Origin of the sequence: Microbacterium sp. LWH13-1.2, assembly GCF_038397735.1 — a bacterium.
Classification (GTDB): Bacteria; Actinomycetota; Actinomycetes; order Actinomycetales; family Microbacteriaceae; genus Microbacterium.
Window position 1 is genome coordinate 440,704 of the sequence record NZ_CP151635.1, and the last position, 23,340, is coordinate 464,043.

Consider the following 23,340-nt stretch of genomic DNA (forward strand, 5'->3'; position numbering starts at 1 on the left):
CTCACTGATATCTCGGTATACGTCCGCCCGCGCAGTATTCCGGAGTCGTTCTCAGATCTACGATCGGAGCGCGGAGAGATCCGCGTTCTCGGGGGAGAAGAGCGATGACGCAGGGGACAGGGGGATGGGCGCGCGGGGCGCGCCTTCCGCTGCACATGCTCGATCGCCCGAGGCTGACGGAGCTTCTCGACCGCGGCCACGCTCTGACGGTGGTGAGCGGCCCGGCAGGCGGCGGCAAGTCCGTCCTCCTCAGTCAGTGGGCGGCGCTGCAGGACAGCCGGGGGACCCCTGCGATCAGGCTCGCGTTCGACGAGAGCATCACGAACGAGCACCTCATGCTGCACGAGATACTGGCCCAGCTCGTGGTTCAGGATCTGCTGTCCGATCGGGCCGCCGCGCGTTCGGCGCTTCGAGGGTTCGACAGCATCCGTGATCCGGCAGGCGAGATCGGACGTCTCCTCGGTGATCTCACCAGACCCTGCGTGATCCTGATCGACAATGCGGAACGAGTCGACGAGAGATCACTGCTGAACCGGAGCATCGAGATGCTCGACGTCGCACCTCTGCTGCGGATCGTCTTGGCGACGCGTCGCTCGACCGTGACACGGACGTTGCCGATGCTCGTCTCCGCGGATATCTGCGTGATCGGTCCTGCACAGCTCTTCTTCACCCGCGACGAAGCTCGCGAGGTGGTGCAACGTCTTTCCGTCCGGACGATCCCCGCGCATGTGCTCGGCGACGAGAGCGCACTGCCGCTCGCCGCTCGGGCCTTGGGACTGACGCTCGCGGCGCAATCCGCGCCCATCGAGATCGCCGCCGTCGAGGTGCAGGAACTGGCTGATGCTCTGATGGCGGGACTCATCGGTTCGGATGCTCCGCCGGACTTCGAGGAGTTCCTGGTGCGGACATCGGTGCCGGGCGGAGTCACGCGCGAGATCGCCGAGCGTCTCGGATGGCCGGACGGCGGGGACGAGCACCTCGATCGCGCGGAGCTGTATGGACTCGGGATGTGGGAGTCGGGTGCCGACGGTCCGGCCTTCCTCTACACGCCGCTGCTGCGGGAGGCGCTCGTGCGCAGGCTCGATCAGCGATCGTCCGAGTCCGTGGCGTCGATCCGTCGAACGGTCGCGCTCTGGGCCTCCGAGCACGGTCGCCATCTCGAGGCATTGACGAATGCGATGAGGGGGAAGGACTACGTCCTCGCATCGCGCCTCGGCCGCAAATCGTGGTTCATCCTGTCCCGATCGAGTCCTGAGGACGTCGAGGCGCTGCTGCGACGCGAGAACCCGCTCGTGCTCGCGCGTCACCCGTTGCTCGGCATGCTGCTGGCGCTGGTCCTGCTGCGCCTCGGTCAGCGGCTGCGTGCATTCGCGTACTTCCAGGGTGCCGCGCTGTCTCTTCGCCGGCGGGGGCTCGACGACGATCCGGTCGAGCGGTTCTGGATGCTGAGCGCGAAGACGCTCGCCGAGCGTTTCGCCGGGCAGTTCCGGCGATCGGGAGCCACAGCCGACCTGGTGGTGAGGGCATACACCGCGATGGAAGCCGAGCAGCGCGCCGAGTGCACCGGGTTCGCCGCGCTGCTGCTCAGCAACTGCGGGCTGAGCTACCTGCAACTCGGCCGGATCTCGGATGCCGTCGAGGTTCTGGAGCTCGGCATGACGATCCAGGTCGCGCACACCGTCATGATCCTCGAAGACGGCGTCCGACTGCGGATGCCGGATGACGACGGCGGCTGGTACCACTGCGCGGCGACTCTCGCCGGCGTCTACGCCCTGCGGGGGCGGCATTGCGACGCTCGACGTGTCCTGGACGAGATCGACGACGCCGATCCGCCGCCCGCGTGGCGCACCGAGCAGTTCGGGATCCTCGAGCAGATCGCTCACGCGATCCTGGCCGTCGCGGCGCTCGATCTCGACGAAGCCCGGCGTCGCACGGATTCGATCGCCCACCATCTGGGCACCACTGAGCTCTGGCCGTACCTGGTCTGCATCCAGAGCGAGACCGATGTTCGCGGCGGACATCCGGCCGAGGCATCGCTCTCCCTCACGAACGCGCTCGGCCGGGGAGTCAACTCGGCGGTCTCCGAGTACGGATCATCGAGATTGGCGGTTGCTCGGGCGATGTCGTCGTTGGCCATGGGCGACCAGGCAGCCGCTCATCGGATGCTGGGCGCGCTGCCTCCGGACGACCCGGCACGGAACGTCGTCGAGGGTTTCACTGCGCTGCTCACGCGCGACGACGCGCGCGCCTTCGCCGCCGCAGGGCTCGCACAGTCTGATGACGAGTCTGATCTTGATCGATTCTGCCTCGCTGCGGTCACCTCAGCGGTTGCGGCGGCTCGGCTGGGCAAGCGCGAGGCGTCGACGAAGGCGTTCTCCCGGGCGACAGCGGTGATGAGGGAGGAGCGTTCGTACGCTCCAATGGCGCTGTTCGGCGCGGACGTCCTGCAGGAGCTCCGTGGACTCTCGGGACCCGCAGAGCGGGACTTCCTCGACTCGTATCTCTCACGAGCGTCCGAGAGATGCCCCTTCCCGGCGCTGCCGCCTCCGGTCCGACTCACATCGAGGGAGCTCGCCGTGATGCGAGAGCTTCGCAGGACATCGTCGACGGATGCTCTCGCCGCGGCTCTGTTCGTCTCTCCGAACACGGTGAAGGTTCAACGCCGCAGCGCCTATCGCAAGCTCGGAGCATCGAACAGGGATCAGGCCCTTCTGCGCGCGGCGGAACTGGGCCTGCTCGACGAATGAGCCGGGTGGTCGATCGAGGCGCACCCCGCGTACCGGTGACGCGAGGTGCGCCTCACAGTCGGGAGCGTGTGGGAGGGGCGAACCTGGGGGTTCGTGCTCTCGTCGACCTGTATTCACGGTAGGTGCGGGCCCGCGGTCGTATCGAGCGGGAGTGTGATCCATGCAGTATTTCACCCCGGAACTCGCCCTCGGATGCCGTCCCCACACCCGGTGCCGCGGTGCGCGCTCCCATTGGTGCCGGTGTTCATAGACTGGATGGATGCGAGCGCTCACCGAGGCAGACATCCGCGCGTCCTTCGTCAACGCGGATGAAGACGAGCTGCGGGTCATGGAGATGCCGCACGATCTCCTGCTGATCGACTGGGACTACCTGGACTTCTTCGCCTGGCGTGATCCGGGTGCCGGTCGCCGGGGCTACGTCCTGACCCAGCACGAGGGACGGGTCGTGGGCGTCGTGCTCCGGGCATCCGACCCCGGTCGGCATCGTTCGGGAATGTGCAACATCTGCCACACGCTGCAGCCGGGAAACCAGGTCGCCCTGTTCTCCGCGCGGCGCGTCGGCGAGGCCGGCGCACGCGGCGACTCAGTGGGCACCTACATGTGCGCCGACCTGTCATGCCACGAGAACGTGCGGCTCGCGCACCCCCTCGCGCCCAATGAGGTGCTGGCGCCTGGGCAGGTCGACCTGCGTCTCGACGGCACCAGGCGGCGTATGGAGGGTTTCGCCAAACGCGTGCAGGAAGAGCACTGATCGCGATTACCCTGAGGGCCTACGTCCTGTGCTCGAAGGAGAAGCCATGAGCGATGCCATCCTGTTCTCGGTCGATGAAGGGCTGGCTCGGCTCACGCTGAACCGCCCCGCGCGACTCAACGCCTTCAACGCCGACCTCGCGCACGCCTGGCGGGATGCGACTGCCGAGGCGACATCGCGGCCGGACGTGAAGGCGATCCTGATCGACGCCGCAGGTCCCGCGTTCTGCGCGGGCGGCGACGTCATCGAGATGGCGACGACGATGGGCTCCGGTGACGAGATCACCGCGCTCGCCGAGGTCATCAACAGCGGCATCCGCTCGCTGACCGAATCCGCTCTGCCCGTCGTCGCAGCGGCACACGGCACCACTGCGGGCGGTGGGCTCGGGATCCTGCTCAGCAGCGACTACGCCGTCGTCGGTTCGCGTTCTCGTCTGGGCAGTCTGTACGCGAACATCGGGCTCACCCCTGACCTCTCGGTGTCGGCGCAGCTCGCTCATGCGATCGGTCAGCGCCGCGCCCTTCAACTCGTGCTTCAGGACCGCCTCCTCTCCGCCGCCGAGGCGGTGGAGTGGGGGCTCGTCGCCGAGGCCGTCGAGGGCGCCGACTCGCCGGACGAAGCCGAGAAGGTACGGGCACGCGCCGAGGAGGTCGCCCGGTTCTGGCTCGCGGGCGCCGCAGAGGCATACGGCCACGCCAAACGGCTCGTGCGTTCGCAACCCGAGCGCACATTCGCGGAACAGCTGAGCGAGGAGGCCCGTTCGATCGGCGCGTCCATGGCGACGGCCGATGCACAGGCCAGGATCTCCGCGTTCGCCGCCTCGTCGGCTCGCAAGGGCGGTTGAGTCCGAAATCGAGCTCGTCGAGCTCGATGTTGTCCCCGGATCGCATCGGCACCAGTGGTCGGGCGGTGTTGCGTGCAAGGATGAACGCAACGCCGCTCAACGAGAGGAACGCGATGTCGCAGCCGGAGATCGCCCCGCAGGCCCCTGCGCTGGTCGAGAAGAAGAACATGTCCCTCCTCATCCGAGGGGCGATCTGGATCGCCATCGGAGCGCTGATCGCTGCCGCGCTGGTCTGCGTGGTGTGGGTGCTGATCGGGGATCAGGACGGACTCATCGGTCGTGCCTTCCTGACCATCCTCCTGCTCGCCGCGTTCGCGGGGATCGCGATCCTCGAGGCAGGGCTCGCGCCCAACCGTCCCGACTGGCTCGCGCTGTCGAGCATGGTCACCTGGATCGTCGCTCTGCTGGTCGGAGCCGTCAAGATCTGGCTGCCGGAGGACGACCAGTACTTCACCGGTGCGGAGCGGTTCTTCCAGCTCCTCCTGGTCGTCGGCATCCTCCAGCTCGCGCTGCTGCACGTGCGTCTGTTCACCCCGGCGGCACAGCGCCACGTGACGACCTTCACTCGCATCATCTACTTCGCGACGATCGCTTTCCTCGCAGGGCTCGTCGGCATGCTCATCTTCTTCCTGACCTTCCCGCACACCTTCGAGTACGGCGAGCTGTACTGGCGCATCGTCGTCGCCCTCACCATCCTCGCCGCGGTCGGCACCACGCTGATCCCCCTGCTGAACGCGCTGTTCGCACCACGCAAGCCCGTGGTCGCGGCGGCGACTCCCGGCTTCGCCGCAGCACCGGCATGGCCGATGTACGCGGACGGTGTGACGCCTCTGCCCGTCCTGCCCGACGGATCGCCCGACTGGAACGCCTACTACACGGGGTATCCGTCGGTGCAGCCTCAGCAGGCTCAGCAGCAGGCGGCGCTCCCGGTCGCTCCGGCTCCTCAGCCGTTCCCGACAGCTCCGTTCCCCTCCGCCCCCGAGCCGTACGGGCAGGGCCACGCGGTTCCGCCGGTGCCGCAGGCACCTGACGCACCCGCTGCCTACCCGCCGGCTCCGCCGTACCCGCCGCAGTGAGCCTCGAACTCGAACTCACCGCCCTCGCCGCGAGCATCGCCGCCGAGGCCGGAGAACTCGCGCGCACGCGTCGCGCGGAGGGGGTGCACCTCGCAGCGACCAAGTCGAGCCTCGCCGACATCGTGACCGACGCCGATCGTGAGGTCGAGGCGCTGATCCGCGAGCGGCTCCGGATCGCCCGACCCGGTGACGGGTTCCTGGGCGAGGAGTCCGAAGCCGAGCGCGGGGAGACCGGCATCACCTGGGTCGTCGATCCGATCGACGGCACGGTGAACTATGCCTACGGCATCCCCTCCTATGCGGTGAGCATCGCGGCGGTGCGGGGCAGTGCGGTCCCGGGGGAGTGGGAGGCGCTCGCCGCGGCCGTCTACGCGCCGGCATCCGGAGAGATGTTCACGGCCGCGCGCGGTGAGGGATCATTCCTCGGAGACCTTCGGCTCTCCGTCACGACCGAGACGCCGGCGGGCGCGCTGCTGGCGACCGGCTTCGGCTACGACCCGACCACGCACGACGGCGACCTCGCCACCGTGCGCAAGGTCATGGCGATCGCCAGGGATCTCCGCCGTGCCGGATCCGCAGCCCTTGACCTGGCCTTCGTCGCGGCCGGTCGGCTCGACGGATACTTCGAGCGCGGTCTCAAGCCCTGGGATCACGCGGCGGGAGCGCTGCTGGTGGCTGAAGCGGGCGGTCGGGTCTCGCTGACCGACACGGCGTCGCTGAGACCCATGCTCGTCGCCGGTGGAACCCGGGTTCACGATCGTGTTCTCGATATTCTTCGAGATGAAACGTGACGAATTCATGGCATTCCCAGGTGGAGCAGGCTAGGGTTTATCCGATCGTTACTTTCATCGGCCCGAATCGGTGAAGGTCGTAAGCGCCCCCGAGCTTGACGTTTGACCCGAGAGATTTTGATTTGCCCTTCGAGAATTCACAGGCTGCCTCTGCGCCCACGCGCCGCTCCAGCCGTCCCCGCACTGCGGCCTTCGAGGCCTCTGCGGCAGGAGTGACGGAAGCCGTCTCCGAAGCCGCCCCGCTCACCTCGGACGCCCCTGTTTCCCGTCGTGCCGCTCGAGAGCGGCTGAACACCGCCGAGGTATTCCTGGCTGCGACGGCCGTCGCCGCCGCGTCCGCGGGCTCCGACTCAGCTGAGATCGTCGAGGCCGAAGCGCCAGCGATCGTCGTCGAGCCGATCGTCGTCGAGCCGATCGCCGAGACCGCTCAGGACCAGCCCGTCGAATCTGCGTCTACGGATGCCGATGACGAGGCTTCCGCGTCGAACGGCGAATCCGGCGAAGACGCCTTCGAGACCGCATCCCGTGCTTTCCGCTCCGTCGCTCCCGAGGCTGCGCAGGCTTCCGCCGATGATCGGCCAGAGGCTGCTGGCGCTGAAGAGGTGCCCGCTGAGCATGTAGCTCGTCGCCGCCCGCCGGTGCGAAAGTTCCTCGCAGCGGGCGCGACCGTCGGCGTGATGAGCCTAGCCGGGCTCCTCGCTGTGGGCATGACTCTTCCTGCCGAGGCCGTGGCTGCCGTGCAGGGTTCTCAGTCGCTCGGCGCCACGTCTCTCGTCGCCGCATCCGGTTCGTCGAAGGCGGGCGCGGCCGACGACGAGATCCAGGCGTTCGTCACATCCTCCGACGTGCAGAACGAGTCGCTCGCGCGTGCGGACAGCTTCTCTACGGTGTCCCTGATCCAGGTGGCGTCGGAGGAAGGCATCAACTACTCCAACGAGGTCTTCACCAACGACACAGAGGCCGCGATCCAGTGGCCCTTCAAGGTCGGCGTGGGAATGAGCTCCGGCTACGGCATGCGCTGGGGCCGCCTGCACGAGGGCATCGACTTCGTGCCCGGTGAGGGCGCGCCGATTCAGGCGGTCGCCGACGGCGTCGTGCGCATCGCCACCGAGCAGGGTGGGGCCTACGGAGTCACCGTCTACATCGATCACGTGATCGACGGACAGGTCGTCACGAGCCACTACTCCCACATGCAGTACGGCTCGCTCCAGGTCAAGGCAGGGCAGACCGTGAAGGTCGGCGACATCGTCGGGCACACGGGCAACACCGGTCGTTCGTACGGTGCTCACCTGCATTTCGAGATCATCATCAACGGCAGCACCATCGATCCGCTGCCGTGGTTGCGTGAGAACGCGGGCCGGTACACGTACTGACCCGCCTCGATTTCATGAGGACGCCACAGTGATGGTATTCTCGTGTGGTTGCCCCGCGAGGGGCAGCACGCCCCGATAGCTCAGTGGCAGAGCACTTCCATGGTAAGGAAGGGGTCGTCAGTTCAATCCTGACTCGGGGCTCACAGCGTTCGTATCTGCGATGCGGATGCGGTGTGGCAGGGTAGCTCAGCTGGTCAGAGCGCACGACTCATAATCGTGAGGTCGCGGGTTCAAGCCCCGCTCCTGCTACAGATGAAAACCCCCGGGATTCCCGGGGGTTTTTGCGTATCCGGAGTCAGCCGGGCTCAGATTCGATCGGTCGCGCTCGACGTCGCGGCGGATGCGACCCCGTGTCAAGGGGATGCCCCTCGACCCGCGCGACGGCGAGACTGATCGTCCTTTCCGCAACAGACGACAGGAGCGAACATGTCAGACCCCCAGGCAACGCCGGAACCCGGCTCCGGGATCGACGCGGTCGGCGTGGACGCCGATTTCGTGACGAACGACCCGGATCCCGAGGTCGACCCCGCGACTCCGGGCGAGGACCAGAAGGCAGAAGGCGATAACGCCGATCACCCTGACGAGCTCGAGGTCGGCGACCTCCCCTGACCGCTGACACACCACGGGCCTGCTCCTCGGACGAGGAGCAGGCCCGTGGGCTGTGCGAGGAGCGTCAGCGAGTCGTCGGGGGTGCGTCTCTGTCGAGAGCTACGCGGGCCTCGCCATCCGCACCGACGGCGGTCCGGATGGGCGTTCCTCGTTGCTCGGCTTCCAGGCGCTCGGCCTCCTCGCCGCTGATCGCCTCGCCACGGGCGACGAGTCCGGCCTGATCCGAGAGCGGTATCTGCTTGAGGAAGAGCGACAGCACGAGGGCGAGCACGATGAACGGCACGAGGTACCAGAACACCGGCGCGAGAGCATCCGCGTAAGCCGTCACGATGCCGTCTCGCACCTCATCGGGAAGCGCGTTGAGCGTCGCCGGATCGATGGTCGACGCCGCCTGAGACGCGTCTCCCGGCGATGCGCCGGCATCGGCGAAGACCCCGAGGAGGTTCTCGGTCAGCCGCGTGGTGAAGATCGTCCCGAACACCGCGGTGCCGAGTGATGCGCCCACTTCGCGGAAGTAGTTGTTCGTGCTGGTCGCGGTGCCGATCTCGCCGGCGGGCACCGCGTTCTGCACGACCAGGACGACCACCTGCATGATCAGGCCGAGCCCGGCGCCGAACACAAAGAGGAACGCGCAGATCAGCCAGATCGGCGTCTCGGCCGAGAGTGTGGTCATCGACACCATCGCGATGCCGGTGAGGATCGTGCCGACGATCGGATAGATCCTGTACCTGCCGGTCTTCGAGATCGCGATGCCCGAGAAGATCGAGGTTCCGATCAGGCCCACCATCATCGGGATCATCAGCAGCCCGGATGCCGCGGCAGACGTCCCGGACGACATCTGCAGGAACGTGGGCACGAAGCCGATGGCCGCGAACATGCCGATTCCGAGGACGAGGCCGATCGCGGTCGCATTCACGAAGATCGGGTTGCGGAACAGGCTCAGCGGGATGATCGGGTCCTGCGCCTTCGACTCCGTGATCACGAACGCTGTGGCGGCCACGATGAGCCCCGCACCCCACGCCCACGTCGCCAGCGAATCCCAGCCGAACTCCTTGTCGCCGCCGAAGTCGGTGAAGAAGATCAGGCAGGTGGTCGCGATCGACAGGAAGATCACGCCGAAGATGTCGATCGGCTTCTGAGCCTTCTTGCTCGGCAGCTTCAACGCGACGAGCGCGATGATGAACGCCGCGATGCCGACGGGGATGTTGATGTAGAACGCCCACTGCCACGTCAGGTGGTCGACGAAGAAGCCTCCGAGCAGCGGACCGGCCACCGCAGAGAGACCGAACACGGCGCCGAGCGGACCCATGTACTTGCCGCGCTCATTCGCCGGGACGATGTCGGCGATGATCGCCTGCGACAGGATCATCAGTCCGCCGCCGCCGAGGCCCTGCAGCGCGCGGAAGGTGACGAACATCCAGAAGTCGGTGGCGAAGGCGCAGCCGACCGACGCGAGCGTGAACAGCGCGATCGCGACGAGGAACAGGTTGCGTCGGCCGAGGACGTCACCGAACTTGCCGTAGATCGGCATGACGATCGTGGTCGCCAGCAGATAGGCGGTGGTGATCCAGACCTGATGGTCGACGCCGCCGAGCTGTCCGACGATCGTCGGCATGGCGGTCGAGACGATCGTCTGGTCGAGGCTCGAGAGCAGCATCCCGGCGATCAGGGCGCTGAAGATGATCCAGATGCGCCGCTTGGTGAGCAGGAACGGCGCGTCCTTGGTGGCTGTGGCGGACATTCAGTCGGCTTTCTGTGATGGTGCGAACACGGCGCGAGCGATCTCGAGGCGTTGCCTGACGAGATCGCTGAAGGAATCGGTCGAGTGGTGGTGCAGCAGTTGGTCCATGCACAGGCGCACCAGCGCGCCGACAGTGTGGACCATGACCTCGGCGTGCAACTCGGCATCGGCGCCCTCGCCGCTTCGCCGCACGACGAGCTCCATGTCGCGACGCTCGTTCTTCGCCAGCTGCTCGAACGCGGCCTTGAGCAGCCGAGGCTCCTGCTCGATCACCGCGAACATGGCGGGCGCATCGTCGAGCGGATTGAAGAGCTCGAATCGGGCGATCGTCAGCCGGAGGAAATCGTCGAGGAGGTCGCCGCTCTGGGCGACGAACTCGGCTTCGAGGCCCTCCTGCCGGGAGTCGATCGCGGCAAACCCGAAGACGGCGTTCTCCTTGCTCTCGAAGTAGTTGAAGAACGTGCGCCGCGAGACGCCCACCTCGGTGCAGAGCTCCTCGACCGTGAAGCCGGCGAAGCCGCGCTCGGTCGTCAGGCGGCGTGCCGCATCGGTGAGCGCGCGCGTCGTCTCGCGCCTGCGCTGTTCTCGCAGTGAATCTGCACTCTCTCTCATAGAGTGCAATATTGCACTCCAAACCTAAGAGTGCACTGTGAGTGCGAGCGACATCGTTTCACATCCGTAATACTTACGAAACACTCCGTATCGTATCGTTGGGCCATGACCTCCGATCCGATCGAGAAGCCCGGCCGTCCCACCGACGAGGACCTCACTCGACGCATCCTCGCGACGGCAGGAGAGATGCTCGGCCGGCACGGCTATCAGGCACTCAGCGTGGAGCAGGTGTCGAAGGCGGTCGGCTGCGGCAAGACCGCGATCTATCGCCGTTACGCCGACAAGGGCGCGCTCGTCGCCGCGGTGCTCCGATCGCAGGTCGAGATCGGAGCAATGCCCGATCGCGGAGACGTCCGTGCCGACCTGCTCGAACACGTGCTGCAGAACCAGCGCAACCAGGAGCTGTCTCCCGAACAGAGCCACGGTCTGCGCGCGATGTTCGAGCCCGATGTCTTTCCCACTCTGTGGGATTCCTTCTTCCAGCACCGCCGTAGGCAGGGCGTCGAGATCATCGATCGAGCCATCGCCCGCGGCGAGCTCCCGGAGGACGTCCACCACGACATCCTCCTCGACACGATCGCCGGGCTCACCCTGTACCGGCAGTCCGTCAAGCGCATCCACATCGATGAGCGCCACTACGTCGACATCATCGACGCTCTCGTCAGCACCCCGCCGCGTCGCCTTGCAGACGCTGATGAACAGGCTTCCCCTTGACCACTGACACTCCACCCCTCACCCGATCCCTGCCGAACGTGAGCGCTCGCGCGGTCGTCGGCTTCCTCGTCTTCTGCGAACTCGCGAGCGGATTCGTCCAGGGGTTCTACGCCCCTCTGCTCGGCGAGATCGCCGGCCATCTCCAGGTCTCGGACGCCGACATCACCTGGTTCCTCACGGTCCAGACCCTGGCCGCAGCAGTCTGCGTGCCGCTGCTCTCCAAGCTCGGAGACATCTTCGGTCATCGCCGGATGCTCCGGATCGCCGTGGTCGCGGTGCTGATCGGCACTCTCGTCACCGCGTTCCTGCCGAGCTACCCGCTGGTGCTCGCCGCTCGCATCCTCGTGGGGCCACTCGCGGTGTGGCTGCCGCTCGAGATCGCGCTCGTGCACAACCGCATCAAGGGCGAGACTGCTCGCACCTCGATCGGCCTGCTCGTGTCGTGCCTGACGGGCGGCGCCATTCTCGGGACGATCTCGGCCGGCATCTTCTCCGCGATCCTGCCCACACTCACGCTGACACTGCTGGTGCCCGTGCTGTTCGTCGCAGTCAGCGTCTACGCGGTCTTCTTCAAGGTGCCCGAATCCACGTCGCGCGCCGGGGCGAAGATCGACGTCGTCGGATTCATCGGCATCGGACTCGCGATGGTCGTGCTGCTGTTCGGTCTGCGCTTGGCGTCGACTGACGGATTCGCCTCGGCCATGACGATCGCCACCCTCGCTGCGGCAGTCGTCATCTTCGTGCTCTGGGTGCTGTGGGAGCTGCGCGTCACGTCACCCGCGATCGATGTGCGGCTGATCGTCTCGCCGCGCCTCGGGCCCGTCTACCTCACGGCATTCCTGTTCGGCATGGTGATGTTCGGTGCGCAGGCTCCCTCGACGACGTTCCTGACGGCCGATCCCGATACCGCGGGCTATGGCTTCGCGGCGTCCGCGGGAACAGCGTCGGCGGTCACGGCGGTGGTGACGATCCTTGCGACCGTGGGGGCAGCGACCTTCGCGCCGATCGCGCGCCGGATCGGCATCCGTGCGGTGCTGGTGACGGGTGCGGTTCTCGCCGCATCGGGATCTCTCATCCAGATCGCGTTCCACGATGAGCTCTGGCAGATCTTCGTGATCTCGGCGATCAACGGCATCGGGATGGGGTTCCTCCTCGGTGCGCTTCCCGCGCTCGTCGCCGAACTGGCTCCGAGCGACTCGACCGGCATCGCGACCGGCGTGTACAACTCGTTGCGCACCCTCGGAGGTTCTGCTGCCGGTGCGGTGTTCGCCGTGCTGCTCGCGGGCTTCACGGCATCCGGATCCCTCAGCTCGTCGATCGGCGGCTACATCACGATCTGGAGCGTCTGCGCCGGGGCGTTCATCGTCGCCGCGCTCGCCCTGGCGTTCATGCGGATGCCGCACGAGACCGACACCTCCCTCACGAAAGGCTGACCCTTGACCACCCCAGACTTCGCGGCGGATGCCGTCGCGATCCTGCCCGACCTCGTCGCGCTGCGGCGCGCCCTGCACGCCGACCCCGAGCTCGGACTCGACCTCCCTCGCACGCAGCAGAAGGTGCTCGACGCCCTCGCAGGGCTGCCGCTGGAGATCACCACCGGCACCCGCACGACTTCGGTGGTCGCGGTGCTGCGCGGCGGGCTGCCGGGGCCTGCGGTGCTGCTGCGCGGCGACATGGACGCCCTGCCGATCGAGGAGACGACCGGCCTCGACTTCGCCTCCGTCAACGGCACCATGCACGCGTGCGGTCACGACCTGCACACCGCAGGACTGGTCGGTGCGGCGAAGCTGCTCGCCGCACGGCGCGATGAGCTGCACGGCTCGGTGATCTTCATGTTCCAGCCGGGGGAGGAGGGGCATGGCGGCGCGAAGATCATGATCGAGGAGGGGCTGCTCGACGCTGTGGGAGAGCGGCCGGTCGCCGCCTACGCGATCCACGTGGCCCCGGGGCCCCGGGGCATCTTCGCGACGAGAGGCGGAGCGGTGGCTGCCGGATCCAATCAGCTCTTCGTCACGGTGAGGGGGCGAGGAGGGCACGGATCGCAGCCGCACCAGACGCTCGACCCGGTGTCCGCGGCGGCCGAGATCGTGCTCGCGCTGCAGAGTTTCGTGACACGGCGGTTCGATGCGTTCGACCCCGTCGTGCTGTCGGTGACCCGCCTCTCGACGGGAGACGGGGCGGTCAACGTCATTCCTGAGCAGGTCGAGCTGGCGGCGACGGTCCGCAACATGTCGCCGGCATCGCTCGCGACGCTGCAGGAGGGGCTCCCTCGAGTGATCGAGGGAGTGGCGGCCGCCCATGGGCTGTCGGCGGAGGTCCGGTTCGACACGATGTATCCGGTGACGGTGAACGACCCGGAGGAGACGTCCGCGACGGTCGACGTCCTGCGGGGTGCGTTCGGGGAGCAGCGGGTCGTGATGATGCCGACGCCGATGATGGGGTCGGAGGACTTCGCGTTCGTGCTGAACGAGGTTCCCGGCACGTTCATCGCGTTGATGACCTCGCCGCCCGATGCCGATCCGAGCACGATCGAGTGGAACCACTCGCCGCGGGTCGTGTTCGACGACGCGGTGCTCGGCGACCAGGCCGCGGCACTGGCATCCGTCGCATTCGCCCGCACGGCGCGCTGACATCGACTCTGATCTGAGGCCGCTCCCCGCTCGGGGAGCGGCCTCCGTCATGATTCACGTCCAATCTGTGACGAATCGTTCGTAGCATCCGTCTTAGTGGTGTCGCTGCACTGCGGCCCTCCCCGCTGGGGATCCCACACACTGATGAAGGAGCACATGATGGCGAACGTCTCGAACGCACAGCAGCCCAAGGTCCAGGTCGCCCCGGCAGGTTCGACAGGTCAGACCATCATCGAGAACGGCGTCGTCGCCAAGATCGCCGGCATCGCGGCCCGTGAAGTTTCCGGCGTCCACGCTCTCGGCGGCGGGGCGGCTCGCGCGGTCGGGGCCATCCGTGACGCGCTCAACTCCACCGACCTCGCCCAGGGCGTCAGCGTCGAGGTCGGAGAGACCCAGGTCGCCGTCGACGTCACGATCGTCGCCGAGTACCCGGCCGCACTGCACAAGGTCGCTGACGACGTGAGAGCGGCGATCTCCCTCGCGATGGCCGAATACGTCGGCAAGCAGGCAGTCGAGGTGAACGTGACCATCAACGACGTGCACATCCCGGCTGACGACGAGACCACTGATGACGCGGCGGTCGACGGCGGTGCGGAGGCTCGTGTCCTGTGACTCCTCGAGGTCTGGACGAGTGATCGGATCAGCGCCTCATGAACCTGCGATCGGATCGGGCATCCCATCCGATCGCAGGTTCGCTCCGAATCTATTCGGGGGCATGGAAAAAGGAGTCGACGCATGGCTGGGGAACCATTTCGCTCTGCTCTCGAGCAGGCCGACGATCGAATCGTCGCCGGACGCGCGATGGACGGCGACGTCGGCGCGTTCGCGGTGCTCGTGCGCAGGTACACGCCGATGATGCGCGCCTACACGCACAGGATGCTGAACGCCTCCGCCGACGTCGACGACATCGTTCAGGAGACTTTCGTGACCGCGTGGCAGCGGTTCTCGGAACTCGACGACCCGGCGAAGGTCAAGAGCTGGCTGATGAGGATCGTGAGCCGCAAGGCGGTGGACCGCATCCGCGCGGTGCGCCCGACACTCGACGTGGATGACATGGAGCAGGCTGCTCCCTCGAAGGACTCGCCTGCGCGGGTCGTCGAGGCGCGCGAGGGAGTGGCGGCGCTGGGAGCAGCGCTGCAGGAGCTTCCTGCCGCGCAGCGCGAGTGCTGGGTGCTCCGCGAGATGGGCGGGTACTCCTACGACGAGATCGCCGCGGAACTGGGCATCTCGGTCTCGACCGCCCGCGGCCTTCTCGCCAGAGCCCGAAAGTTCATGATCGTGCGGATGGAGGCGTGGCGATGACTGAAGAGCAGGAGACTCCCGACGTGCGTCAGCTCGGTCTCGAGCCGAGCGATCTCGACGGGCACACGCTCGAAGAGCTGACCGACTATCTCGAGGCGGGCCGGCTGCCGGCCGACCCCGCCATCGAGGGCTCACCCGGATGCCAGCTCGCGCTCGACGCGCTCGAGCGTCTGCGCGGGCTGGGCGGGCAGCTGATGGAGGCGGATGCAGCGGCGATGCCGGAGGTCGACGACAGCTGGGTCGACCGCATCCTCAACGGGATCGCTCTGGACGCCCGTGCCGGTCGTCGCATCCCGTTCGACGAGCCGGAGGCGGGTATCGACTTCGGGATCACCGAGGGAGCCGTTCGTGGCCTGATCCGCTCTGCGGAGAACGCCGTGCCCGGCATCCTCGTCGGTCACTCGACCCTCGACGGCGACGTCACAACCGTGGGTGCGCCGATTCGGATCGCGATCGAGGTGAACGCGCTGTACGGCGCGTCGATCCCCGTGGCGGTCGAACGGCTGCGCCAGGAGGTGGGCGAGCGCGTGCACAGGCACACCGATCTCGTTCTGACCGGAATCGACATCACGGTGCGTGACGTCCAGAGGCTCAGCGACGCGACGGAGGAGAAGTCATGACGACCACAGCGCGGCACGAGGAGCTCGCGGAGCGTGTGGAGGCAGCGGTGCTCGCGACGCCGGGCGTCCGCAGCCTCTACCGCGCCGGTTCGCTGATCTCGAATCTCGTCGGAACGAGCGCGGTCGCGCTCGGAATAAACCGCTCCGACGAACCTCTCGTCGCGGTGCGGATCTCCGGCGACGCCGCGCAGGTCGAAGCGTCGCTCGGGATCGAATACTCGGCGGGCGCCGTCGACACGCTCCGCGAGGTGCGTGCGGTGGTCGAGCGGACCCTCACCGCTGACGGCCTGGCGCTCGCCGACATAGTGCTCACGATCGCGTATGTCCATCCTCGGGAGGCATCGTCGGACTGAGTCCGCGTGAGCACGGGAGGCGCCGATCTTGGGTGAAGATCGGCGCCTCTGGCGTGCGCGGGTGTGCCGCCTGTGCGCGTCAGGCGATGGCGCGCAGACCGTCGACGAGCGGTGTGGTCGGCCGGCCGATGAGACGGGCGAGAGTGCCGTCGGTGTCGGCGAGTGCGCCGGAACGGATGCCGGAGTCCAAGGCGACCACGAAGCCGGCCGTGCCCTCGTCGAGACCCGCAGCCAGAAGACCGGCGCGCTGCTCGTCCGCCGTCAAGGGCTGGTAGGACACGTCGCGCCCGGAGATCTCGGCGATCGCCGCGGCGAGGTCGTCGTAGCTCCAGGCGACGTCTCCGCCGAGCTCGTAGACCTCGCCGATGTGGCCGTCCTCGAGCAGCACGACGGCTGCGGCTTCAGCGAAGTCCTTGCGGCTCGCGGAGGCGACGCGGCCATCGCCGGCTCCGGATGCGAGAACGCCCGTCTCGGCGGCGCGGGCGAAGTCGGCGGCGTAGTTCTCGGTGTACCAGTTGTTGCGCAGGATCACGAAGGGAAGCCCCGAGGCCTGGATGAGCTCATCTGTCGCCTTGTGCTCGGGGGCGAGGACGAGGTCGCTCGTCGTCGCCTTCGGAGCGCTGGTGTAGACGAGCTTCGCGACTCCGGCGTGCGTGGCGGCGTCGATGACGGCCTTGTGCTGTGCGACGCGCTGTCCCACCTCCGAGCTCGAGATCAACAGGACGGAGTCGACGCCGTCGAGAGCCGCCGCGATCGAGGCAGGATCGGTGTAGTCGAGTCGCGCGACCGGCACGCCGAGATCCTGGGCCTTGGCGACATCGCGGACACCGGCGACGATCGACTGCGGGTCCGCGCCGCGCTCGAGGAGGCTGGCGATGACGAGGCGTCCGAGGTTTCCGGTGGCGCCGGTGACGAGGATGGTCATGGGGTGTCCTTTCGTAGGTGACATGACCCACAACCGCGGGGTGTGAGCGGAACATTCCGAAACGCCGGTACCCACTTTGAAGTAAGGTACATACATGACGGTTAGTTATGCGCAGATCCGGGAATCCATACCGCAGATCTTCGAGCCCGGCTGCAGCACTCGCGTGATCCTCGACCATGTCATGAGCAAGTGGGGTGTGCTCGTGCTCTCCTCTCTGTCAGACGGGACCCGTCGCTGGGGCGAGTTGCGCCGCGAGGTCGGCGGCATCAGCGAGAAGATGCTCGCCTCCACCCTGCGCACCCTGGCGGACGACGGGCTCGTGCGCCGCGAATCCTTCCCGACGGTGCCCCCGCACGTCGAGTACAGCCTGACTCCGCTCGGCCGTGACCTCATGCAGCGGATGCTGCCGCTCGTCGAGTGGGTCGCCGAGCACGCCGATGACATGATCGATCGGGGCTAGCTCGACGGATTCCGTCGCATCTCGGCGCAGGTGACCACGAAATCCGTCGGTGGAAGAAAAGGATTGACGCGATATACGTGGTGGCCGTATGTTCTGAGCATGTCAGCTACGACGCCGATCCATCTTGAACGCCCCGACGGCAAGGGGCTCGCATCCGGTTCGCTGGGGCTGTGGGGTTCCACCGTCATCGGGCTCGCATCCACCGCACCGGTGTACTCGCTCGTCGCCACGCTCGGCTTCGTGGTCCTGGCCGTCGGAGCGCAGGCGCCGATCGCCTTCATCATCGCCTTCGTGCCGATGCTGCTCATCGCTTTCGCCTATCGCGAGCTGAACAACGCCGTGCCCGACTGCGGGACCACGTTCACCTGGGGGACCAAGGCTTTCGGACCGTGGGTCGGCTGGATGGGTGGATGGGGCGTCGCGGTCGCCGGAATGGTCGTGCTCGCGAACCTCGCGCAGATCGCGTCGGTCTACTTCTGGTCGCTGATCGGATTCGATCTCGAGAACAACGACTGGCGGATCATCCTCGTCGCCGTGCTCTTCATCGCTGCCATGACCTGGGTGAGCTGGCGCGGCGTCGAGATCGGCGAGCGCATCCAGAACATCCTGCTCGGGATCCAGTATCTGGCTCTCGCCATCTTCGTGGTCGCCGCCCTCTGGCAGTTCTTCGCGGGCTCGGCGCCGAACCCGACTCCCTTCGACATGGAATGGCTCAACCCGTTCGGCTTCACCTCCTGGTCGGGGTTCACCGAGTCGATCCTGCTCGCCCTGTTCATCTATTGGGGCTGGGACACCTGCCTCGCGCTCAACGAGGAGACGAGAGACCCGAAGAGGATCCCGGGCCGTGCGGCCCTGCTGACCACCGTCATCCTTCTGTTCACCTACGTCGGCGTCACGATCGCCGCCATGATGTACGCGGGCCTGGGCGACACGGGCACCGGGCTCGGCAACGAGGCCAACGCCGACGACTTCTTCCTCGCGATCAAGGACGGGCTCCTCGGACCCTTCGGCTGGGTGCTGGTGGTCGCCGTGATCATCTCGGCGATCTCCTCGACGCAGACGACGATCCTGCCCACCGCGCGCGGCACCCTGGCGATGGGCGTCTACCGCGCGCTGCCCGCCAAGTTCAAGGACGTGCACCCGACCTACAAGACGCCGTCGTTCTCGACGATCGTCATGGGCGTCGTCGCGTCGGCGTACTACGTCGGCATGACCCTGATCAGCGACAACATCCTGCAGGACTCGATCCTGTCGCTGGGGCTTGCGATCGCGTTCTACTACGCCATCACCGGTTTCGCCTGCGTCTGGTACTTCCGCAAGGACCTCACCACCTCGGCGAGGGACTTCTTCTTCAAGGGACTGTTCCCGCTGCTCGGCGGTCTCATGCTGACGGGCGCGTTCGTGCAGTCGGCGATCGACATGTGGGACGTGGATTACGGCTACACGGTGCTCTTCGGCATCGGCGGCACCTTCGTGATCGGCATCGGATCGCTCGCCTTCGGTCTCGTGCTCATGTTCCTTTGGTACCTCTTCCCGCGGTCGAAGCGGTTCTTCCGAGGCGAGAGCCTGAACCGCGACACCCAGGTGATGGTGCCGGACGAGCCGGGCGACTTCATCCGCTCGATCGACGGCGGCATCTGATCGCTTCGAAGCGGCGCACGGGTACGCCCTAGGCTTTATCCGTGCGCATCCGGCTCGACATCGCCTACGACGGCACCCACTTCCGCGGGTGGGCCAAGCAGCCGACCCTGCGAACAGTGCAGGGGACTCTCGAAGCCGCGCTCGCCCGCATCGTCGGCTCCGACGTGCAGTTCGTCGTCGCGGGCCGCACGGATGCGGGCGTGCACGCGCAGGGACAGGTCGCCCACGTCGACCTCGATGACGAGCAGTGGGCGCGCATCGAATCGCGACAGGGACGCACGCCGCAGGACCCAGCGGCCTCCATCGCCCGCCGCATGCGCGGAGTCCTGGGTGCCTACCCCGACGCGACCGTGACGCGCTCATCGATCGCCCCTGAGGGATTCGACGCCCGCTTCTCCGCGGTCTGGCGTCGTTACCGCTACCGACTCGCAGACGAGGCTGCCGGGTTCGACCCGCTCCGTCGGCACGACACGACGACGCACCGAGGGATCCTCGACGAGCAGGCGATGGATGCTGCCGCACGCACGCTGATCGGACTTCACGACTTCGCGGCATACTGCAAACCGCGCGAAGAGGCGACGACCATCCGGACGCTGCTGGACTACCGCTGGGCTCGTGACGCCGACGGGGTGCTCGTCGCCGAGGTCAAAGCCGACGCCTTCTGCCACAGCATGGTCCGAGCGCTGGTGGGTGCATGTGCCGCGGTCGGCGAAGGCCGCCTCGACGTGGCCGACCTGGTCGTGCTTCGCGAGCAGCTCACGAGGACCAGCGACTTCAAGGTCCTCGCCGCCAGAGGGCTGACGCTCACCGAGGTCGGGTACCCCGCCGACGACCTGCTCTCGACCAGGGCCGAGCAGACGCGCGCTCGCCGCGACAGCACGAGCGCATGACGCGTCAGGGTGCGGGTGCGGTGTTCGTCGAGGTCTCCTCGAGGGCGTGGTCGTTCTGGCGTGCGCTGGTCGACACCTGCATCGGCCTGATCGTCGGCACGCTCTACGCATTCGTCGGCATCATCGTGGTCGGCATCGTGGGGGAGGAGGCGCTGTCTTCGCTCTACTGGCAGGTCGACCTCGACCCGCTGTTCAGGGCGAGCATGGGCGTCTTCCTGCTCGCGGCCGCGGTGCTGGCGGTCGTCGTGCCCTTCGTCGTCGTCGCAGAACGTTTCGCCGCCCTCCGCACCGTCGAAGCGGCGGCGCGTGAGAACCCGGATGCCGTGCCGCAGCGTTCCCTGCGCCTCGCGCTGCAGACGCCGCCCGCCGCGCTCCTGCAGACGACCGGCACGGTGCTGTTCTGGTGCCTGGCGGGGCTCGGCGGCATCTTCGCGCTGGGGGTGTTCTTCACCGAGGATCTCCGGGAGGACTGGGAGAGCTGGGTCGCACTCCTCGTCATCGCCGTGCTCGCCTCCGGCGCCGCAGCGGTGCGGCGGCTCGGCAGACGCCTCGTCGAGCGTGACGTGGCGCGCATGAACATGCAGTGGATCCGGTGGAAGAGGCTCGTCCCCGCCGCGGAGAAGAGCGATGCAGACCGCAGGGATGCCGCGATGCGCGCCGTCGTGCCCGGCTGGCTCACGGTTCCGAGCGCGCGGGCGCTCGGTCGGATCGCGAGCGTCCTGCTGACCGCGACCCTCATCTCACTCGCGGCGTTCATGCTCTCGGTCTTCATGCGGCAGCAATGCCGCACTTGCGACCCGGTCTACTGGGACGAGCCGATCGAGAACGGCATCGATGTATTGAGCCTGACCAGCGGCGCGGCGATCGCGGTGTGCGCGGCCCTCGGCATCCTCGCCTGGGTCGGAGGAGTCGTCCTGCAGTTCGCGCGGGAGCGCGCGTTGACAGGGTGGGTCGCGGATGGTGCGCCTCGTCGAATCGACGTGAGCCTGGTCGGGCCGCTGCTCTCGGGCAATCGGTCGATGGTCCGCCTGCAGCTCGGTCTGTCGGCCGCCGGCGCGGGGGCGCTGGTGGTGGGTACGGGCGCTGTGTGGGCGGACTGGACGGCCATGGACGCGCGTACGCTGCTCCTCGTCGCCGTCGTCCTGATCGCCGTCGGATTCCTCATCGGCTGCGCGGATGCGCCGCGCAGTCGCAGGGAGCGCCAGCTCGCGCGCGACGCCCTGTTCCCCGGCGATGTCGTTCGCGTCGGCGACGAGACGCGCAAGATCGCACGAGAGCGCCGACGGCGCCGATGACCGATTCGTGGCCGCCTTCCCCCGAAGGCGGCCACGATGCGGGAGCCGCCGCAGGGGCCCCAGTCCGTCCGCGGCGGTGACGACTCGTGCAGGCCGAGGGGGAGGCGCTGCTGAACCGTATGCTGATATTACGGACGGCGTCTTCACACTGCGGCGGGGGAACTGTGACGGAGCGGATCGATGATCAGGGCGGTGCTTTCGCCGCCGCCCTGCGAGCGGCGATCTCCGAAAGGGGCATCACCCTCGCGCGCCTGCGGGCTCAGCTGATCGATGACGGCAATCCGATCTCGATGGCGACGCTGAGCTACTGGCGTTCCGGCGATCGTCAGCCCGAAGGGGCGCAGTCGCTGAGCGTCGTCGACGGCATCGAGGATCGCCTCGGTCTGCATCGCGGTCATCTGGGCGGTCTGCTGCGCGCGCCCGCACGTCTGGGGACCGTGGCGCCGCCGCGTCTGCCCTTCGACGAGGAGCGGGAGCAGCGCGAGACCGAGGAGACATTGCGCGAGCTGCACGCTGCGCCGCAGGATGCCCTCCGCGACCTCTCCACGCAGGTCACCGTGTTCGTGGGTGCCGCGGGCTCCGTCGAGAAGGTGATCATGCGCTGCCTCGTCCAGTCGACAAAGGGGACGATCTCCGAGGTGCCGCTGATCGACGTCGCCCCGGTCGAGACAGACGTCATGTCGGTCATCTCCGAGGTCGTGGGCGGACGTGTCGACCGCGAGTACCTGCACCCGGGGCGACTGCTCTCCGGTGTGGTGATCGCGCTCGACGAGCCGATCGAGACGGGCGCGACCACTCTGTTCGAGTTCACCGAGACCTTCCCTGCCGGCTACCCGCCGCGGCAGTCCGCCTGGCATGCCACCTCGAGGCCGGCCCGGGAGAGTCTCGTCTGGGTGCGCTTCCATCCCGACGCACTGCCGAGCTGGTGCGAGGAGTACATCGAGACGGACGAGGAGTATTCATCATCGATGCGCTCCGTGCACAGCGGTTCGGTGCATCTCGTGCGTCACGGATTCGGCCCCGGTGTCCTGGGGATCCGCTGGGGCTATGACGAGTGACGAGGGCGGGGCGTTCGCGCACAGCATGGGCGATTGCCACCGGAATCCAAGCCTGACGGACTACCGTGAGGTGCGATGAAGGTCATCTCGTACAACCTGCAGAAGCACCGCGCCGTGGGAGAGCTCTCGGCGCTGACCTCGGAGCACGATCCCGACATCCTGTGCCTTCAGGAGTGCGATGTCGCCGATCTGCCCGAGACCATCGGCGACCTCACTCTCGCGGATGCCACGCAGGGGAACAGGCTCGGACTCGCGATGTTCTACCGTGCGAGCGAGTTCCACCTCCAGGGCATCCGGACGATCGAGTTGAAGAAGTCGCTGCACGATCGCATCGCGAAGCCCGCGCACGAGCGCGTGCTCGGTGCGCGGCTCCGGGACATCGACGCAGGCCGCGATTTCATCGCAGCGTCGTTCCACGCGGCGCCGCTCACCGCGCTGAACTCGCTCCGGCGCCATCAGATCCGCGCAGCTCTCACCGAGCTCGCGACCCTCGGCGAGGGGCTGCCGCAGCTGATGGTCGGGGATTACAACTATCCGGTGTTCAAAGAGAACCTCGGCAAGACCGTGCGCGAGCACGGCTACGCGCTCACGATGAGCGACGACCACACCTACACGCGTTACCGCGTCTTCCGCGGTCACTACGACTTCGCGACGTCGGCCGGCTTCGAGATCCAACGCGTCACGACCCTGCCCCAGGGGCTGAGCGACCATCGCCCTATCCTGGTGACCACGCGATTCGACTGACTGCCGCGGCCCGGATTGGGAATCCCGCTCCGAATGACGTAAGCTGTCACTTTGGTACTCGACTGCCGAGTACCGCGAACGTGAGCCCTCCACTGGCGTGTTCCTCCCTGTAGGGAAGAACCACCCCGGAGTGGGATTCACGAACTTCTCCGTTCGAACAAGAA

The 23,340-nt window shown here is 67.3% G+C and carries 23 protein-coding genes and 2 tRNA genes; 22 read left to right on the forward strand and 3 right to left on the reverse strand.

Annotation, left to right across the window (positions count from 1 at the left end; all coding sequences use genetic code 11):
• Positions 1-104: 104 nt before the first annotated feature.
• From MRBLWH13_RS01955 to MRBLWH13_RS01995, 9 genes are all read left to right on the forward strand, one after another.
• Positions 105-2,747: a LuxR C-terminal-related transcriptional regulator gene (locus MRBLWH13_RS01955; protein WP_341956661.1), complete on the forward strand. Its 2,643-nt coding sequence runs from the start codon at positions 105-107 to the stop codon at positions 2,745-2,747.
• 259 nt (positions 2,748-3,006) lie between these two features.
• Positions 3,007-3,498, forward strand: coding sequence for an FBP domain-containing protein (locus MRBLWH13_RS01960; RefSeq protein ID WP_341956662.1), 492 nt, complete (start codon positions 3,007-3,009; stop codon positions 3,496-3,498).
• A gap of 46 nt (positions 3,499-3,544) precedes the next feature.
• Entirely contained in the window at positions 3,545-4,342 is a 798-nt protein-coding gene (locus MRBLWH13_RS01965) for an enoyl-CoA hydratase/isomerase family protein (RefSeq protein WP_341956663.1), read from the forward strand.
• A gap of 80 nt (positions 4,343-4,422) precedes the next feature.
• On the forward strand, positions 4,423-5,418 hold the full coding sequence (locus MRBLWH13_RS01970) for a hypothetical protein (RefSeq protein ID WP_341956664.1): 996 nt from the start codon (positions 4,423-4,425) through the stop codon (positions 5,416-5,418).
• A complete protein-coding gene (locus MRBLWH13_RS01975) occupies positions 5,415-6,209 on the forward strand; it encodes an inositol monophosphatase family protein (protein WP_341956665.1) in 795 nt (264 codons plus the stop codon). The genes MRBLWH13_RS01970 and MRBLWH13_RS01975 overlap by 4 nt, the downstream gene beginning before the upstream one ends.
• Before the next feature lie 212 nt (positions 6,210-6,421).
• Positions 6,422-7,582, forward strand: a complete 1,161-nt coding sequence (locus MRBLWH13_RS01980) for a peptidoglycan DD-metalloendopeptidase family protein (protein WP_341956666.1) — start codon at positions 6,422-6,424, stop codon at positions 7,580-7,582.
• A 69-nt stretch (positions 7,583-7,651) separates the two neighbouring features.
• Positions 7,652-7,723 (forward strand) — tRNA-Thr (locus tag MRBLWH13_RS01985).
• A 34-nt stretch (positions 7,724-7,757) separates the two neighbouring features.
• Positions 7,758-7,831, forward strand: a tRNA-Met gene (locus MRBLWH13_RS01990).
• A gap of 177 nt (positions 7,832-8,008) precedes the next feature.
• Positions 8,009-8,191 carry a hypothetical protein gene (locus tag MRBLWH13_RS01995; protein ID WP_341956667.1) on the forward strand — a complete coding sequence of 61 codons (183 nt, stop codon included), beginning with the start codon at positions 8,009-8,011 and terminating at the stop codon, positions 8,189-8,191.
• Between the two features lie 64 nt (positions 8,192-8,255).
• Here MRBLWH13_RS01995 and MRBLWH13_RS02000 read toward each other — a convergent pair whose 3' ends face one another.
• Together MRBLWH13_RS02000 and MRBLWH13_RS02005 are read right to left on the reverse strand one after the other, a co-directional pair.
• Positions 8,256-9,932, reverse strand: a complete 1,677-nt coding sequence (locus MRBLWH13_RS02000) for an MDR family MFS transporter (protein WP_341956668.1) — start codon at positions 9,930-9,932, stop codon at positions 8,256-8,258.
• A complete protein-coding gene (locus tag MRBLWH13_RS02005) occupies positions 9,933-10,544 on the reverse strand; it encodes a TetR family transcriptional regulator (RefSeq protein WP_341956669.1) in 612 nt (203 codons plus the stop codon).
• 105 nt (positions 10,545-10,649) lie between these two features.
• Between MRBLWH13_RS02005 and MRBLWH13_RS02010 the strand changes: the two genes are divergently transcribed.
• The 7 genes from MRBLWH13_RS02010 to MRBLWH13_RS02040 all read left to right on the forward strand — a co-directional run bounded on the left by MRBLWH13_RS02010 (position 10,650) and on the right by MRBLWH13_RS02040 (position 16,163).
• Positions 10,650-11,258, forward strand: a complete 609-nt coding sequence (locus MRBLWH13_RS02010; RefSeq protein ID WP_341956670.1) for a TetR/AcrR family transcriptional regulator — start codon at positions 10,650-10,652, stop codon at positions 11,256-11,258.
• Positions 11,255-12,691 (forward strand): MFS transporter, encoded by a 1,437-nt coding sequence (locus MRBLWH13_RS02015; protein ID WP_341956671.1) that lies wholly within the window; start codon positions 11,255-11,257, stop codon positions 12,689-12,691. The genes MRBLWH13_RS02010 and MRBLWH13_RS02015 overlap by 4 nt, the downstream gene beginning before the upstream one ends.
• 3 nt (positions 12,692-12,694) lie before the next feature.
• Positions 12,695-13,888, forward strand: coding sequence for a M20 family metallopeptidase (locus MRBLWH13_RS02020; protein WP_341956672.1), 1,194 nt, complete (start codon positions 12,695-12,697; stop codon positions 13,886-13,888).
• A gap of 159 nt (positions 13,889-14,047) precedes the next feature.
• Positions 14,048-14,500 (forward strand): Asp23/Gls24 family envelope stress response protein, encoded by a 453-nt coding sequence (locus MRBLWH13_RS02025; protein ID WP_341956673.1) that lies wholly within the window; start codon positions 14,048-14,050, stop codon positions 14,498-14,500.
• A 123-nt stretch (positions 14,501-14,623) separates the two neighbouring features.
• Positions 14,624-15,190, forward strand: coding sequence for a sigma-70 family RNA polymerase sigma factor (locus tag MRBLWH13_RS02030; RefSeq protein ID WP_341956674.1), 567 nt, complete (start codon positions 14,624-14,626; stop codon positions 15,188-15,190).
• Entirely contained in the window at positions 15,187-15,810 is a 624-nt protein-coding gene (locus MRBLWH13_RS02035; protein ID WP_341956675.1) for a hypothetical protein, read from the forward strand. The genes MRBLWH13_RS02030 and MRBLWH13_RS02035 overlap by 4 nt, the downstream gene beginning before the upstream one ends.
• Positions 15,807-16,163 carry a hypothetical protein gene (locus tag MRBLWH13_RS02040; RefSeq protein WP_341956676.1) on the forward strand — a complete coding sequence of 119 codons (357 nt, stop codon included), beginning with the start codon at positions 15,807-15,809 and terminating at the stop codon, positions 16,161-16,163. The genes MRBLWH13_RS02035 and MRBLWH13_RS02040 overlap by 4 nt, the downstream gene beginning before the upstream one ends.
• Positions 16,164-16,242: 79 nt before the next feature.
• Here MRBLWH13_RS02040 and MRBLWH13_RS02045 read toward each other — a convergent pair whose 3' ends face one another.
• Positions 16,243-17,088, reverse strand: coding sequence for an SDR family oxidoreductase (locus MRBLWH13_RS02045; protein ID WP_341956677.1), 846 nt, complete (start codon positions 17,086-17,088; stop codon positions 16,243-16,245).
• A 94-nt stretch (positions 17,089-17,182) separates the two neighbouring features.
• Here MRBLWH13_RS02045 and MRBLWH13_RS02050 point away from each other — a divergent pair, with 94 nt between their 5' ends.
• The 6 genes from MRBLWH13_RS02050 (at position 17,183) to MRBLWH13_RS02075 (ending at position 23,176) form a co-directional block, all read left to right on the forward strand.
• Complete coding sequence (locus MRBLWH13_RS02050) at positions 17,183-17,548, forward strand: helix-turn-helix domain-containing protein (RefSeq protein WP_341956678.1); 366 nt, start codon at positions 17,183-17,185, stop codon at positions 17,546-17,548.
• Between the two features lie 99 nt (positions 17,549-17,647).
• Entirely contained in the window at positions 17,648-19,189 is a 1,542-nt protein-coding gene (locus tag MRBLWH13_RS02055; protein ID WP_341956679.1) for an APC family permease, read from the forward strand.
• 41 nt (positions 19,190-19,230) lie between these two features.
• Positions 19,231-20,079 (forward strand): tRNA pseudouridine(38-40) synthase TruA, encoded by an 849-nt coding sequence (gene truA, locus MRBLWH13_RS02060; RefSeq protein WP_341956680.1) that lies wholly within the window; start codon positions 19,231-19,233, stop codon positions 20,077-20,079.
• The gene (locus tag MRBLWH13_RS02065) at positions 20,076-21,374 is read left to right on the forward strand and encodes a hypothetical protein (RefSeq protein ID WP_341956681.1); all 1,299 of its coding nucleotides are present in this window, start codon (positions 20,076-20,078) and stop codon (positions 21,372-21,374) included. Before truA ends, MRBLWH13_RS02065 begins: the two co-directional genes overlap by 4 nt.
• A 164-nt stretch (positions 21,375-21,538) precedes the next feature.
• Positions 21,539-22,432, forward strand: a complete 894-nt coding sequence (locus MRBLWH13_RS02070; RefSeq protein ID WP_341956682.1) for a hypothetical protein — start codon at positions 21,539-21,541, stop codon at positions 22,430-22,432.
• Positions 22,433-22,507: 75 nt separating this feature from the next.
• Positions 22,508-23,176 (forward strand): endonuclease/exonuclease/phosphatase family protein, encoded by a 669-nt coding sequence (locus tag MRBLWH13_RS02075; protein ID WP_341956683.1) that lies wholly within the window; start codon positions 22,508-22,510, stop codon positions 23,174-23,176.
• The last annotated feature ends 164 nt before the right edge of the window (positions 23,177-23,340 follow it).